Origin of the sequence: Agrococcus pavilionensis RW1, assembly GCF_000400485.1 — a bacterium.
Classification (GTDB): Bacteria; Actinomycetota; Actinomycetes; order Actinomycetales; family Microbacteriaceae; genus Agrococcus; species Agrococcus pavilionensis.
Genome location: NZ_ASHR01000008.1, coordinates 18,051 through 30,556, shown reverse-complemented (window position 1 = coordinate 30,556; position 12,506 = coordinate 18,051). Strand labels below are relative to the sequence as shown.

General features: G+C 73.2%; 16 protein-coding genes. 9 read left to right on the top strand and 7 right to left on the bottom strand.

All coding sequences use genetic code 11. From position 1 onward, the window contains the following. Positions 1–338 (bottom strand): IS110 family transposase (locus L332_RS0114715; protein ID WP_144060993.1); only part of this gene is annotated, 338 nt, incomplete at its 3' end. Between the two features lie 292 nt (positions 339–630). On the opposite strand from L332_RS0114715, the gene L332_RS18135 reads away from it, so the two are divergent. Both L332_RS18135 and L332_RS18130 read left to right on the top strand, forming a co-directional pair. Continuing rightward, positions 631–2,307 (top strand): HNH endonuclease signature motif containing protein, encoded by a 1,677-nt coding sequence (locus L332_RS18135; protein WP_021009664.1) that lies wholly within the window; start codon positions 631–633, stop codon positions 2,305–2,307. A 146-nt stretch (positions 2,308–2,453) separates the two neighbouring features. Next, a complete protein-coding gene (locus tag L332_RS18130; RefSeq protein WP_021009663.1) occupies positions 2,454–3,620 on the top strand; it encodes an MFS transporter in 1,167 nt (388 codons plus the stop codon). Positions 3,621–3,635: 15 nt separating this feature from the next. Here the strand turns inward: L332_RS18130 and L332_RS18125 are convergent, their stop codons facing one another. The 3 genes from L332_RS18125 to L332_RS18115 all read right to left on the bottom strand — a co-directional run bounded on the left by L332_RS18125 (position 3,636) and on the right by L332_RS18115 (position 4,608). After that, positions 3,636–4,022 carry a hypothetical protein gene (locus L332_RS18125; protein ID WP_021009662.1) on the bottom strand — a complete coding sequence of 129 codons (387 nt, stop codon included), beginning with the start codon at positions 4,020–4,022 and terminating at the stop codon, positions 3,636–3,638. 123 nt (positions 4,023–4,145) lie between these two features. Further along, complete coding sequence (locus tag L332_RS18120; RefSeq protein ID WP_021009661.1) at positions 4,146–4,343, bottom strand: hypothetical protein; 198 nt, start codon at positions 4,341–4,343, stop codon at positions 4,146–4,148. Further along, positions 4,330–4,608, bottom strand: coding sequence for a hypothetical protein (locus tag L332_RS18115; protein WP_021009660.1), 279 nt, complete (start codon positions 4,606–4,608; stop codon positions 4,330–4,332). Before L332_RS18115 ends, L332_RS18120 begins: the two co-directional genes overlap by 14 nt. Positions 4,609–4,733: 125 nt before the next feature. Here L332_RS18115 and L332_RS18110 point away from each other — a divergent pair, with 125 nt between their 5' ends. After that, the gene (locus L332_RS18110; RefSeq protein ID WP_021009659.1) at positions 4,734–6,020 is read left to right on the top strand and encodes a sensor histidine kinase; all 1,287 of its coding nucleotides are present in this window, start codon (positions 4,734–4,736) and stop codon (positions 6,018–6,020) included. 9 nt (positions 6,021–6,029) lie between these two features. On the opposite strand, the gene L332_RS29240 is transcribed toward L332_RS18110, so the two are convergent. Further along, on the bottom strand, positions 6,030–7,736 hold the full coding sequence (locus L332_RS29240) for a cell wall-binding repeat-containing protein (protein WP_021009658.1): 1,707 nt from the start codon (positions 7,734–7,736) through the stop codon (positions 6,030–6,032). A gap of 71 nt (positions 7,737–7,807) precedes the next feature. Between L332_RS29240 and L332_RS18105 the strand changes: the two genes are divergently transcribed. Continuing rightward, the gene (locus L332_RS18105; protein WP_021009657.1) at positions 7,808–8,488 is read left to right on the top strand and encodes a response regulator; all 681 of its coding nucleotides are present in this window, start codon (positions 7,808–7,810) and stop codon (positions 8,486–8,488) included. Further along, positions 8,481–8,849 carry a DUF2834 domain-containing protein gene (locus tag L332_RS18100; RefSeq protein ID WP_021009656.1) on the top strand — a complete coding sequence of 123 codons (369 nt, stop codon included), beginning with the start codon at positions 8,481–8,483 and terminating at the stop codon, positions 8,847–8,849. The genes L332_RS18105 and L332_RS18100 overlap by 8 nt, the downstream gene beginning before the upstream one ends. Positions 8,850–8,855: 6 nt before the next feature. Here the strand turns inward: L332_RS18100 and L332_RS18095 are convergent, their stop codons facing one another. Continuing rightward, positions 8,856–9,218, bottom strand: coding sequence for an ArsR/SmtB family transcription factor (locus L332_RS18095; protein WP_031223261.1), 363 nt, complete (start codon positions 9,216–9,218; stop codon positions 8,856–8,858). A gap of 192 nt (positions 9,219–9,410) precedes the next feature. Here L332_RS18095 and L332_RS18090 point away from each other — a divergent pair, with 192 nt between their 5' ends. Continuing rightward, positions 9,411–9,821: an arsenate reductase ArsC gene (locus tag L332_RS18090; protein WP_021009654.1), complete on the top strand. Its 411-nt coding sequence runs from the start codon at positions 9,411–9,413 to the stop codon at positions 9,819–9,821. Here the strand turns inward: L332_RS18090 and L332_RS18085 are convergent. Then, positions 9,813–10,694: a DUF72 domain-containing protein gene (locus L332_RS18085; protein ID WP_021009653.1), complete on the bottom strand. Its 882-nt coding sequence runs from the start codon at positions 10,692–10,694 to the stop codon at positions 9,813–9,815. The genes L332_RS18090 and L332_RS18085 overlap by 9 nt on opposite strands. Positions 10,695–10,803: 109 nt before the next feature. Between L332_RS18085 and L332_RS18080 the strand changes: the two genes are divergently transcribed. From L332_RS18080 to L332_RS18070, 3 genes are read left to right on the top strand one after another with little or no spacing between them, the layout of a single operon-like run. After that, on the top strand, positions 10,804–11,154 hold the full coding sequence (locus tag L332_RS18080) for an ArsR/SmtB family transcription factor (protein WP_021009652.1): 351 nt from the start codon (positions 10,804–10,806) through the stop codon (positions 11,152–11,154). A 41-nt stretch (positions 11,155–11,195) separates the two neighbouring features. Then, positions 11,196–11,666, top strand: coding sequence for an SRPBCC family protein (locus L332_RS18075; RefSeq protein WP_021009651.1), 471 nt, complete (start codon positions 11,196–11,198; stop codon positions 11,664–11,666). Then, positions 11,663–12,478 carry an MBL fold metallo-hydrolase gene (locus tag L332_RS18070; RefSeq protein WP_021009650.1) on the top strand — a complete coding sequence of 272 codons (816 nt, stop codon included), beginning with the start codon at positions 11,663–11,665 and terminating at the stop codon, positions 12,476–12,478. Before L332_RS18075 ends, L332_RS18070 begins: the two co-directional genes overlap by 4 nt. Positions 12,479–12,506: the final 28 nt, after the last annotated feature.

The window sequence follows — 12,506 nt, the reverse complement described above, 5'->3', positions numbered from 1 at the left end:
AGCGCGACCGCGGCGGCCGCGTATGCGTCGGCCGAGTCGGACTTGCCGCGACGGCGGCGCTGCTGCCGGGACGGCCGGATCACCTCCCGCACGTCGACACCCGCCGCCCGGAGATGATCAGCGAGACCGGCGCCGTACGAGGCGGTGCCCTCGACGCCGACGCGACGGATGCGGCCGAAGGAGCCAGCGAACGCGAGCAGCGCGGCGTAGCCGGCGCCGGTCGCGGGGAACCCGCTATCGCTGAGCCGGCGCCCTGTCGCATCGACCACCGCCGCGTGCAACGTGTCGGCGTGCGTGTCCACGCCGACGATGACTTCTCGGTCCTGGCTTGCCATCATGGTTGAGCCCTCATCTCATCTCTGGGCACCCGGCCAGGCGGGCAGACAGGACGTTGATGGGGCCTCTGAACCAGGCTCCTATGAGGTCATGACCGTCTGGCCGGCACCTACTTGCAGAAGCTCGTCGGCCGTGGACAGATCAAGTGAAAGACACGAAGTCAGTCAGTGGCTGAGCCACACGACCGACGAGCATCTCCATCATCAACGTCAGTGGTCACCCGTAGTCTTCGCGCAACGAGGTCGGGAGTGGATGTGGGTGGCCCCATCTAGCCTCCTCGCGAGGGAGGCAGCGATGTCGAGCACCGAGCAGGTCAGGGCGGCCGTCGAGGCCGCTCGCGCGCTGCTCGCCGGCGCCACATCGTTTCCTCGCGCGTCCGACGTCGAGATGATCGAGATGCTCGGCGGCGTCGCCGAGCTGGGCCGGGTCGCGGAAGCGCTGCAAGTGCGGCTCGCCCACGAGATCGAGGAGCGCTCGCAGCGCCCGACCGACGACGAGCCGCTGTACCTGCTGCTCGGAGCCCGCCACGCGAAGGAGGCGGTCGGTCGCGCCTTCGGTGTCCGCCCCGGCCGAGCCCAAGAGCTGCTCGCGATGGCGCGCGCGACCTCGCCGTCGATGGGACTCACCGGCGTCGACATCCCCGCGAGCTACCCCGCAGTCGCGGCCGCGCTCACGGGCGGCGAGCTGTCGTTCGCGCAGGCGCACGCGATCGTGACCACGCTCGCCCCGGCCGCTCCCCGCGCGGACGTGGAGCAGCTCGCCCTAGCAGAGCAGACGCTCGTCCGGCATGCGACCGACCCGGCCATGCCGCTACCGCCCGAGCAGCTCACGGTGCTCGCTCGCCGCTGCGTCGCGCTCCTCGATCCTGACGGGGTGCTGCCCAACGACGAGCGGCAACGGGCGCTGCGGTCGCTGCGCATCCGACAGCAGCTCGACGGGTCATGGCTCACGACCATCCGCTCTCCGGCCGAGGACGGTTCGGCGCTCAAGGCGCTGATCGATGCATACACCGGCCCGCGCGCGAAGGTCGCCTTCCACGACGAGAGCTGCGCGCAGGGCGGTTGCGACGGCGCCGACTGCAGCACCGCCGAGGCATCGCTCGACGACCGCACGCCGGAGCAGAAGGGGCACGACGCGATCATCGCCATGGTCAAGGCGCACGCCGCCTCGGGTGACGCGCCGATCGCCGGCGGCGAAACCCCGACGCTCGTCTTCACCGGCACCGTCGAGGCCTACGAGGCGTACGTGCGCGACGTCTGCCACTCCGAGCGCACGGTGACGATCGAGCACACCGGCTGTCTCGTGCCGATCGAGCGGGTCGACGAGCTCCTGTGCCACAGCGTCATCCATCACATGATCGTCGACGAGCACGACCACCCGCTCTGGCTCGGCCGCTCCAAGCGCCTGTTCTCCCGGGCGCAGAAGCTCGCCCTCGCCAAGCGCGACAAGGGCTGTCGCGTGCCGGGCTGCGCCATGCCCGTCGCCTGGACCCAGACCCACCACATCATCCCCTGGCAGCTCGGCGGCCTCACCGACGTCGACAACGGCATCCTCGTCTGCGAGTACCATCACCACGAGATCCACGCCGGTCGCTTGCGGGTCGAGAAGGCCGGGCCGGAGCCCGGTCAGTGGCGCATCGTGCCGGAGCTCCAGCCCGCGCGTCTCCGCACCGCCTTCCTCGCTATGCCCGGCGCCGCCCACCCGACGGTCGAGCGAGCGATCGAGCCCGTGGGCACGCGAAGCCTCCCCACTGCCGCCTCCGCCTCGCTCGCGGTCAAGCTCCCCGAGCTTCCCGAGCGCGGCGTCGAGCGATGCCTCGCACCTGCCGCACGACCGCCGCGACGGCATCGGCGCCCGGTCAGCGTGACCGAACGGCGGCTGGGCGCGATGCACGAGCGGCACGGCGGTGCTCGCGACCACCGAGCCCGCATCGATCTGCTGCCGAGACCCGGGATCGTGCTGCGCCGCTGATCGGTCGTGCCGATCGGACGGCCGCCGGTGCGGCGCGTGCACCCCGCGTGCCCCTCCTCGCGGCGCAGGACGGGCATGCTTGAGGGATGCACTCCCCTCGTGACGCCGGTCGGCACCCGTCTGCGTCCGCTTCGTCGGCCGCCCGAGTGACGGCGCACGAGGGCAAGGCCGCCGGCATGCGGCAGCTCGCCGCCTCGGTGCCGATCCGCACGGCCGCGAGCGGCGCGCAGATCGCCATCCCGATCCTCGTCGTCTCGATCTCGGGCGACATCGCGCTCGGGGCCGCGCTCGCGGCACTCGCGCTCGTGCCGAGCATCGTCGCCGCGCCGCTCGTCGGCGCGATCCTCGACCGCGTGCACCGACCCCGGCCGCTCATGATGGGCGCCGCCGCCGGCACCGCCGTCGCGTACGGCCTCGCGGCCGCGCTCGACCCGCTGCCGGTGTGGCTCGTCGCCGTCGCGCTCGTCATCAGCGGCCTGCTCAACCCGTTCGGCTTCGGCGGGCTCTCGAGCTTCGTCGCGCCCGCGGGCACCGACGCGCGCCGCGCGTACGCGCTCGATGCGCTCAGCTACAACCTGTCGGGCGTCGCCGGGCCCGCGCTCGTCGCGCTGCTCGCGCCGACGCTCGGGCCTCGCTGGGCGCTCGCGGCGATGGCGGCGATCGGGCTCGTCTCGCTCGTGGCCTACCCGCTGCTGCGCATCGAGCGGCGCGAGGCGGAGCGCAAGGGCCTGTGGCGCTCGATCGGCGCGGGGCTCGTCGCCCTCTCGACGCACCGGCCGCTCGCGACGATCACCGTCTCGGGCACCCTCGTCGAGTTCGGCCGCGGCATCATGCCCATCGCCGCGATCGGCATCGCCCTCATCGCGACGGGCGACGCTGCCGCGAGCGCGTACATCGTGACCGCCTTCGCGATCGGCGCGCTCATCGGGGCGCTCATCGAGCCCATCCGGCGCACGAGCGCGTCCGCGCAGGCGACGATGCTCGTCGGCTTCGGCCTCACGGGGCTCGCGACGCTCGCCGCCGCGCTCGACCTCGGCTTCTGGTGGACGATCGTGCTCGTCGGCCTCTCCGGCGCCTGCAGCGCCGCGCCCACGGCGGCGATGCTGACGCTGCGGCGCCTCGAGAGCCCCGACGACGTCGTCGCGCAGGTCTTCACCGTCGGCTCGGCGCTGCGCACGACGGCGAGCGCGGGCGGCACCGCTGTCGCCGGGCTGCTCGCCGGACTCGACCCGCTGCTGCTGCTCGCGGCCTCGGGCGCCGTGTGGATCGTGGGCGCGCTCACCATGCTCGCGTTCCCGCGCCGCGCGCGCTGACGCGCGGGGTCTCGCTCAGGCGGCGGGGACCTCGGCAGGCGGCACGGCCTCGGGCTGTCCGTCCGCGGCGACGGCTGCAGCCGCGCGACCGCGCGGCGCGTCGTCGGCGGGCGACCACGGCGTCACGCCCGCGGTCTCGTGGAAACGCCTGAACGCATCCGCCGTCACCCCTTGGCGCTCGAACTCGGCCGCGAGCGTCGCCCACGAGGCGAGCTCGGGGAGGGCGCGCCGCAGCGTCCAGTCGTGCCAGAGGACGAGGCGCAGCATGGGCGAGATGGCCGCCGCGCCCTCTCGTCGGGGGAAGGCGAGCAGCGCTTGCGCCCAGGCCTCGGCGTCCGTACGGCGCCATCCGACCCACACGCTCGGCTCGGGCACCGTGCGTGCCCGGTCGTCCTGCAGCATCCGTCTTCTCCCTCGAGCGGCGCGACGTGCGCCATGGGTGACAGTACGGGCTACCGGTGACGACACTCAACCGAAATTGAGGAAATTCGCGCCTCACATCGAGATGCACGCGCGAAATCGGTGCTAAGCGGGCTCCGCATCGTGATTCGTGCGCGCCGCCGCCGGCGGGTCCACCTCTGCTGGAGCAGGCGCGAGCTCGGGGTTGCGGCGGGCGACGATGCGACGCAGCACGGCCACGCCGATCACGACGACGATGGGGAAGGCGACGGCGATGCCGACCGCCTGCAGCACAGCGGGGTCGAGCAGCTCAGCGAGAGTCATGATCGCGCGCTCGCTTCCAGGCGCCGTCGACGAGCGTCAGCTCGATCGATCCGCCGTGCTCAGCGGGGCACGCGAGGCGCACGGACGTCATGCCCGCGCCTGCGATGAGGTGTGCGATGTCTAGGTTGGGCTTCGAGGAGATGAGGGCCGAATGAGTGCGACCGCGGACGGAGGCGTTGAGCTCGGCGAGGATCTCGTCGATGTCTGCATCCGTGTAGACGACGTTCTTGACTGAGTCGATGCTGATGGATCGAGCGTACCCCAATGGGGTACACAGGTGGTCGATAGGTTCTCAGTTCTCCGCCCTCCCCCGCGCGACGGAGCGCAGACGGCGCCTCTGCCCGCCGCACGGCTGAGGCACCGCCTCGACGGCCCGCCTAGGCTCGACGCATGCCCGTGCGCAAGGCCCCCGACGCGACCTCGATGCGCGCCGACGCCATCCTCGCCGGGGTGCTCGCCGCCGTCGGCTGCCTCATGGTGGCGCTCACCGACATGACCGGTCTCCAGTTCGAGAGCACGCCCATCTGGGCGCCGCTGCTGGCCGCGATCGTGCTGCCGCTGCCGCTCGTCTGGCGGCGGCGGTTCCCCGTGCCGGTCGCGATCGCGCAGATCGTCATCTACGTCGCCGCGGGCGAGGCGGGCGCGCTCGAGCTCTACGCGTCGCAGGTCGCCCTGTTCCTGGGGTTCTACTCGATCGGCGCGTGGGATCCCGACCGGCGGCGCGCGTTCTGGTCGCGCGTCGTGATCTCGCTGCTGATGGCGGCGTGGCTCGCGGCCTCGGCGGTGCGCGGCTTCTTCGACCCCGAGACCGGCGAGCGCGGCGTCTCGGCGTTCTTCGCGCTGCTCATGATCCAGGTGGTCGTCAACGCCGCCTACTTCGGCGGCGGCTGGATCTTCGGCGACCGCGCCTGGCGCTCGGCGATCGAGCAGGAGCGCCTCGCCGCCGCGCACGCCGAGATCGGGGCGCAGCAGGCGCAGCTCGCCGACCAGGCCGTCTCGCTCGAGCGGCTCCGCATCGCGCGCGAGCTGCACGACGTCGTGGCGCACCACGTGTCGGCGATGGGCGTGCAGGCCGGCGCCGCGCGCCGCGTGCTCGCGACCGATCAGGAGAAGGCGGCGGATGCGCTCCGGCACGTCGAGGCGTCGGCACGGGAGGCGATCACCGAGCTCCGCTCGCTCGTCGTCACGCTCCGCTCCGAGGACGAGGGCGCGGCCGCGGCGCCCGAGCTCGACGCGCTGCCCTCGCTCGTCGAGTCGGCGCGCGCGAGCGGGCAGCGGGTGACGCTCTCGACGATCGGCGAGGAGCGCCCGGTGACGCCCATGGTCGGTCTGACGGCGTTCCGCATCGTGCAGGAGGCGCTCACGAACGCGCGCAAGCACGCCGGCCCGGTCGCCGAGGTCGACGTGCGCGTGCGCTACCTGCCCGACGAGCTCGAGGTCGAGATCGCCGACGACGGCCACGGCGGCGGCGCGGGCGAGCACGGCGCGGGCGCGGGCGTGCTCGGCATGCGGGAGCGCGTCGCGGCACTCGGCGGCGCGCTCGAGGTGGGGCCGCGCTCGCGCGGCGGCTGGCTCGTGCGGGCGCGGATCCCGGCGCACGGCGGCCGCGGCGCGGCGACAGACGGGGTCGCGGAGGAGCTCGAGGAGCCCTCGTCCACCGCGGCGTCCGCCGACTGACGGCGGCGATCAGGGGCAGCGCGCGTAGCTCGCGGCCGGCTGGCTGATCGTCGGGAGCCCGCCGAGCACGAGCACCTCGTCGGGCTCGGCGGTGATGAGCGCGCTGCGCGTGGCCGCCGGCATGCACCACTGCCGCGACAGCAGCAGCGGCGCACCGTCGGCGCCGGCCGCGGCAGCTCCGGCGAGCGCATCCGGGAAGCCGGTGCCGCTCGAGAGGTAGGCGGTGTCGACGACGCCGAACTCGCGCGCGAGCTGCGCCGCGGTCGCGAAGCGGTCGGCGCCCGCATACCGCGCGACGTCGATCTGCGCGCTCGTAAGGCCCGCGGCGATGCCGGCGGAGACCGAGCTCGCGTCGCCGACGACCCCGACCCATCCGACCCCGAGGCGCTCGAGCGTCCCGCGGGTCGCGGCATCGAGGGTGCTGCTGTCGCCGTTCACCAGCAGCACGGGGCCTTGGCGGCGCGCGGCGAAGGGACCCGCCGCGAGCGCGTCGGGGAACTTGAGGCCCGTCGCGACGAGGGCGGAGCCGGCGGAGTCGAAGGCGTGCTCGGCGATGAGCCGGCTCGTGTGGAAGCGGTCGGTGCCGCCGAGGCGCACGAGCGTGCGCGCCGGAGCGAGCTCCCGGACAGCCGTCTCGACCGCCGCCGACACCGAGGGCTCGCCGCCGACGATCACGACCTCTCTCGGCTGCAGCCGCTCGATCTCGTCGAGCACGAGCGTCGGCGCACTGCCACGGGGCGTGAGGAGCACCGGGCCGCCCTGCGCCGCGGCCGCGGGACCGGCGGCGAGGCCGTCGGGGAAGCTCTCGCCGCTCGCGAGGTAGACGACCTCCGCGCGCTCGGGGAAGGCGCGGCGCGAGATCTCGACCGCGGTCGAGTAACGATCGGCGCCAGCGATGCGCTGCGCGCTCGGCAGCGGCTCGGTCGGGTCGCCGAACCAGTCGGTCCAGATGCGCCAGGTGTTGCGGTTGCCGTAGGCGGAGCACGCATCGCCCTCGCCGTAGAGGTTCGCGAGCGCCGCCGCGTTGGGCTGGTAGGGCGTGTAGTTGTAGAGGCCCGCAGTCGCCTGGTTGCGGATGAGCACCGGGCTCGAACCGCACGCGGCATTCGGGTGGAACCGCACCTGGTTCACGACGCCGGCCCGGTGATTCCAGCGCTCGGGGTGCGCCGCATACCGCTGGAACTGCCGTGCGCCGTAGTAGACCTGGTAGAAGAAGCCGCCGACGCTCGGGTCGCACGGTGCGGTATCGGGGCAACCGAATCCGGTCGCCTTCTCGTATCGGACCGAGTTCGGAGACCGGTGGGTGACGAGCGACTGCTCCTTCTGCAGCAGCACGAGCAGGTAGCGCTGCGAGATGTCGCACGCCTGGCCGACCCGGGCGATGATGCTCGCCGCCGACTCGCTCGCCCTGCCGGAGAGCGCGTCGCAGTAGGCGTCGCCCGCCATGCTCGGCGTCCGCTGCGCGTAGGTGTCGAGGCACGTGTAGCCGGAGTTGCAACCCGGGTGCTTCGCGTCGATGAACGACTGCACCTCGCCCGCGGTCATCGCGAGACCGTCGTAGAAGCGCTCGTCCGAGATGATGAGGCCCGGATCGAAATCGGCCGCGACCGCGGCGCTCGCACTGCCCTCGGTTCCGGGCGACGGCACGACCGCCAGCAGCGAGCCGACGAGCGCGGCGATGAGGCCGGCGACGATCGTCCGTGATCTTGCGCGCATCCGTCGTCCTCCATCGGGCAGCGGGGTCCGGGTCAGCATACGGGTGCGCACCGCGCGAGTAGCGTTGAGGGGTGACGCGCATCCTGCTGGTGGACGATCAGGCGCTCGTGCGCGCGGGCTTCGAGACGATCCTCTCGTCGGAGCCCGGCTTCGAGGTCGTCGGCCAGGCGAAGGACGGCGCCGAGGGCGTGCGGCTCGCCGCCGAGCTGCAGCCCGACGTGATCTGCATGGACGTGCAGATGCCAGTCATGGACGGGCTCGAGGCGACGCGCGCGATCTGCGCGAGCGACTCGCACGCGGCGGTGCTCATGCTCACGACCTTCGACCGCGAGGACTTCCTCTTCGAGGCGCTCTCGGCCGGCGCCTCGGGCTTCCTGCTCAAGACCGCCGAGCCCGAGCAGCTCATCGACGCCGTGCACGCGCTCGCCCGCGGCGACGCGCTCCTCTCCCCCGAGGTCACGCGGCGCGTGATCGAGCGGTTCGCGGCGCAGACCGCGCCCGCCGGTGCCGGATCCCGCCCGACGACGCCCGACACATCCGCCGATCTCTCCCCGCTCACCGACCGCGAGCGCGAGACGCTCCTGCTGCTCGCCCGCGGCAGGTCGAACGCCGAGATCGCGAAGGAGCTCTTCGTCGGCGAGGCGACCGTGAAGACCCACGTGTCGAACGTGCTGCTGAAGCTCGGCATCCGCGACCGCATCCACGCCGTCATCTGGGCGTACGAGCACGGGGTGATCGCGCCCCGTGGCTGACCGGGCCGAGCACCGGCGCCGCATCCCCGCGGTCGCGGTGCTGTGGTTCGCGCTCGCGGCCGCCGGCCTCATCGGCACGATGTGGTTCAACGTCGCGTTCGTGCTCGAGTCGGGCGGCGCCGACTACTTCGGCGCGTGGTTCGCGAACGCGGCGACCGCCTCGGCCTCGACCGATCTGCTCGTCGTCGCCGTCGCGGCGGCGATCTTCATGGTCGTCGAGGGCACGCGGCTCGGATGGGCGAAGCGGGCCTGGGTGCTCGTCGCGCTGAGCGCCGTCACGGCGATCGCGTTCACGTTCCCGCTCTTCCTCGGGCTGCGGGCGGTCGCGCTCGCGAACCGCGACGCCGAGCCCCGCGCCTGACGCGGATCAGGGGTTGGCGAGCAGGCCGGCGACCTGGTCGAGCGCGCCCGGCACGAGCCGGTAGTACGCCCAGGTGCCGCGCTTCGAGCGCGTCAGGAAGCCGGCGTCGACGAGCACCTTGAGGTGGTGCGACACGGTCGGCTGCGAGAGGCCGAGCGGCTCCGTCAAGTCGCACACGCACGCCTCGCCGTCGACGTGCGCCGAGACCATCGACAGCAGCCGCAGCCGCGCGGGGTCGGCGAGCGCCTTGAGCGCGCGCGAGAGCGTCGCGGCGGCGCCTGCGTCCATCACCTCGCGGGTGACGGGCGAGCAGCACGCCTGCAGGTCGGTGATCGGGAGGACGGTCGTCACGCATCCATCGTGGCACATGCATTGACATCCGTCGATGGATGCGACCACAATGCATCGACGATCATCGATGGAAGGAGGTGTGCGATGGACTCCGAGACGCTGTGCGGCGAGCTGGGCTGCCCGCCCGAGCTCGCCCAGGACTGCTGCTGAGCCGACCGACCGGCCGCTCCTGCGTGCACCAGGAGCGGCCCCTGCTCGAGAATGGAACCCATGACCGATCCGAAGCCCACCGTCCTGTTCGTCTGCGTCCACAACGCCGGCCGCTCGCAGATGGCCGCCGGCTACCTGCAGCACCTCGCGGGCGACCGCGTCGACGTGCGCTCCGCGGGCTCGGCCCCGAAGGACGCCATCAACCCGGTCGCCGTCGAGGCGATGCGCGAGGAGGGCATCGACATCGCCGCGAACCGGCCGAAGGTGCTCACGACGGATGCGGTGCGCGAGTCCGACGTCGTCATCACGATGGGCTGCGGCGACGCGTGCCCGATCTTCCCCGGCAAGCGCTACGAGGACTGGGAGCTCGACGACCCCGCCGGGCAAGCGCTCGAGGCCGTGCGCCCGATCCGCGACGACATCAAGCGCCGCGTCGAGGCGCTGCTCGCCGAGCTCGCGCCCTCAGCCTGACGCTGGCCAGCGCTCGACGCGCGCCCCGAGGGCGACCGCGTCGTGCGGCGCGTGGCCGTGGATGTCGTTGTCGAAGTAGGCGTAGACGTCGCGCGGGCGCCCGTCGGGCGTCGCCGCGCCGCTCGTCCAGCCGCGGATGCGCTCCGCCCAGTCGTCGAGCTCCTTGGGCGTGTAGCCGCTCGCGTAGAGCTCGCGCGAGCCGTGCAGGCGGATGTAGACGAAGTCGCTCGTCACCTCGCCGAACGCGGGCCAGCGCCCCGCGGTGTCGGCGACCGCGAGCGCCACGTCGTGCGTGCGCAGCAGCTCGGCCGCCTCCGGGGTCTCGAACGAGCGCGCGCGAGGCTCGAGCACGTGCCGGAGGGGCGCATCCGTCACCTCCTCGAGCCACGTGCGGCCGACCATGCGCTCGTCGTGGCGCCGCGCGAGCGCGAGCGCATCGCCCGTCGAGCGCGGCGGGCCGGCGAAGAACGCCTCGAGCTGCGGGGCGTCGAGCTCCTGCCGCTCGGGCAGCTGCCACAGGATCGGCCCGAGCTTCGCGCCGAGCGCGAGCACACCGGAGGCGAAGAAGTTGGCCATCGCCGTCTCGACGTTCCGGAGCCGCAGCATGTGCGTGATGAAGCGCGGCCCCTTGACGGCGAAGACGAAGCCCTCGGGCACCGCGTCGCGCCAGCGCTCGTAGCTCGCCGGCCGCTGCAGCGAGTAGAACGAGCCGTTGAGCTCGACGCTCGACATGCGCTCGCCGACGTACTCGAGCTCGCGCCGCTGCACGAGGCCCTTCGGGTAGAAGTCGCCGCGCCAGCTCGCGTAGCGCCAGCCCGAGATGCCGACGCGCGCCCGACCGGCGGCGGGCTCGCTCGGGCGGGTCGGCGTCATGCCGCCACTCTCGCACCCGCGCGTCCGAGCGGTCTGAGCGCTCCCCCTTGACATGACGGATGCGTCGGCGCACTATGTAAGCAGTTGCTTACGCAGGGGAGGTGGCCGGGTGCCGATCGCGACCGATCCGCTCTCCCGCATCTTCTTCGCGCTCGCGGACCCGACGCGGCGGGCGGTGCTCGAGCGGCTCGCCGGCGGGCCGCAGACCGTCGGTGAGCTCGCGGCGCCGTTCGCCGTCAGCCGGCCGGCGATCTCGCAGCACCTCGGCGTGCTCGAGGACGCCGGGCTCATCGAGCGCACCCGGCAGGGCCAGTGGCGCTCGTGCGCGCTGCGCCCTGAAGGGCTCGACGACGCCGAGGCGTGGGTCGCCGAGCACCGCGCCGCGTGGCAGTCGCGGTTCGACCGCCTCGACGAGGCGCTCGCCGACCTCACCCGCGGTCACGACGCATCCGAAGCCTGACGCGGACGCCCCGTCCGCACCCACACCGCAAGGGAGCAGTGATGGACACGAGGAAGCAGTTCACGATCACCCGCGAGTTCGCGGCGCCGCGCGAGGCCGTGTGGCGCGCGTGGACCGACCCCGCGATCGCGGCGCAGTGGTGGCACCCGCACGAGGTCGTCACGCCGCCGGCGTCGGTGCGGATCGACCTGCGGGTCGGCGGCACGTACGAGTACCTCATGATCGCGCCGGACGGGAGCGAGTACCCGACCGGCGGGCAGTACCTGGAGGTCGACGAGCCCTCGCGGCTGCGGTTCTCGTGGGCCGACCCCGGCGACACGGTCGAGGAGGCGATGCTCATCACGATCGACCTCGCCGAGCTCGACGGCGGGCGGTGCGCGATGACCTTCCACCTGCAGGGCGTCGACGAGGACCGCGTGAGCGCGACGAGCGTCTCGCAGGGCTGGGCCGAGGCCTTCGAGGAGCTCGACGACGCGCTCGCGAGCGCCGCGGGAGAGGCGGTCGCGCGATGACGCTCGAGCCGATCGCCGAGGGCGTGCTCGTGCACGAGAGCGAATGCATCCAGAGCCGCGCGACCGTCGTGCTCGGGCCTTCGGGCGCGCTCGTCGTCGACCCGGGCATCACGCGCACCGAGCTCGCCGGGATCGCGGCCGCGCTGCGCGAGCTCGAGCAGCCGGTCGTCGCCGCCTTCGCGACCCATCCCGATTGGGACCACGTGCTGTGGCACGCCGAGCTCGGCAATGCGCCGCGCTACGGCACGGCGGCGTGCGCGGCGGCGACGACCGAGCTGCTCGCGCGACCCGGCTGGCAGGAGGAGCTCGCGCCGTGGCTGCCGCCGGAGTTCATCGACGACATCCCGATGGAGCTGCTCGGCCTCATCACCGCGGTGCCGGATGCGTCGACGCACGTCCCGTGGCGCGGGCCGGCCGTGCGGATCCTCGAGCACCGCGGGCACGCCGCGGGCCACGCGGCGCTGCTCGTCGAGGAGCGCGGCGTGCTCGTCGCGGGCGACATGGTCTCGGACATCCTCGTGCCCTTCCTCGACCTGGGCGCGTCGGATCCGATCGGCGACTACCTCGCCGGCCTCGACGTGCTCGAAGGCGTCGCCGCGGCGGTGAACGCCTTCGTGCCGGGCCACGGCTCGGTCGGCGACGGCGCCGAGCTGCGCGCGCGGATCGCGCTCGATCGCGCCTACGTGTCGGCGCTGCGCGACGGCGAAGAGCCCGCCGACCCGCGCATCGGCTCGTCGGCGCCACTCGACTGGATGGTCGACGTGCACCGCGCGCAGGCAGACGCCCTCGCGGGTCGATCGCTCGTGGAGTAGCGCGCGCCCACCCGTTCGTCGAGTAGCG

Coding starts and splice junctions, on each gene's coding strand:
- L332_RS18135 (WP_021009664.1), top strand. CDS start 631: ATGTCGAGCACCGAGCAGGTCAGGGCGGCCGTCGAGGCCGCTCGCGCG.
- L332_RS18125 (WP_021009662.1), bottom strand. CDS start 4,022: ATGCTGCAGGACGACCGGGCACGCACGGTGCCCGAGCCGAGCGTGTGG.
- L332_RS18120 (WP_021009661.1), bottom strand. CDS start 4,343: ATGACTCTCGCTGAGCTGCTCGACCCCGCTGTGCTGCAGGCGGTCGGC.
- L332_RS18110 (WP_021009659.1), top strand. CDS start 4,734: ATGCCCGTGCGCAAGGCCCCCGACGCGACCTCGATGCGCGCCGACGCC.
- L332_RS29240 (WP_021009658.1), bottom strand. CDS start 7,736: ATGCGCGCAAGATCACGGACGATCGTCGCCGGCCTCATCGCCGCGCTC.
- L332_RS18095 (WP_031223261.1), bottom strand. CDS start 9,218: ATGTGCCACGATGGATGCGTGACGACCGTCCTCCCGATCACCGACCTG.
- L332_RS18090 (WP_021009654.1), top strand. CDS start 9,411: ATGACCGATCCGAAGCCCACCGTCCTGTTCGTCTGCGTCCACAACGCC.
- L332_RS18085 (WP_021009653.1), bottom strand. CDS start 10,694: ATGACGCCGACCCGCCCGAGCGAGCCCGCCGCCGGTCGGGCGCGCGTC.
- L332_RS18075 (WP_021009651.1), top strand. CDS start 11,196: ATGGACACGAGGAAGCAGTTCACGATCACCCGCGAGTTCGCGGCGCCG.
- L332_RS18070 (WP_021009650.1), top strand. CDS start 11,663: ATGACGCTCGAGCCGATCGCCGAGGGCGTGCTCGTGCACGAGAGCGAA.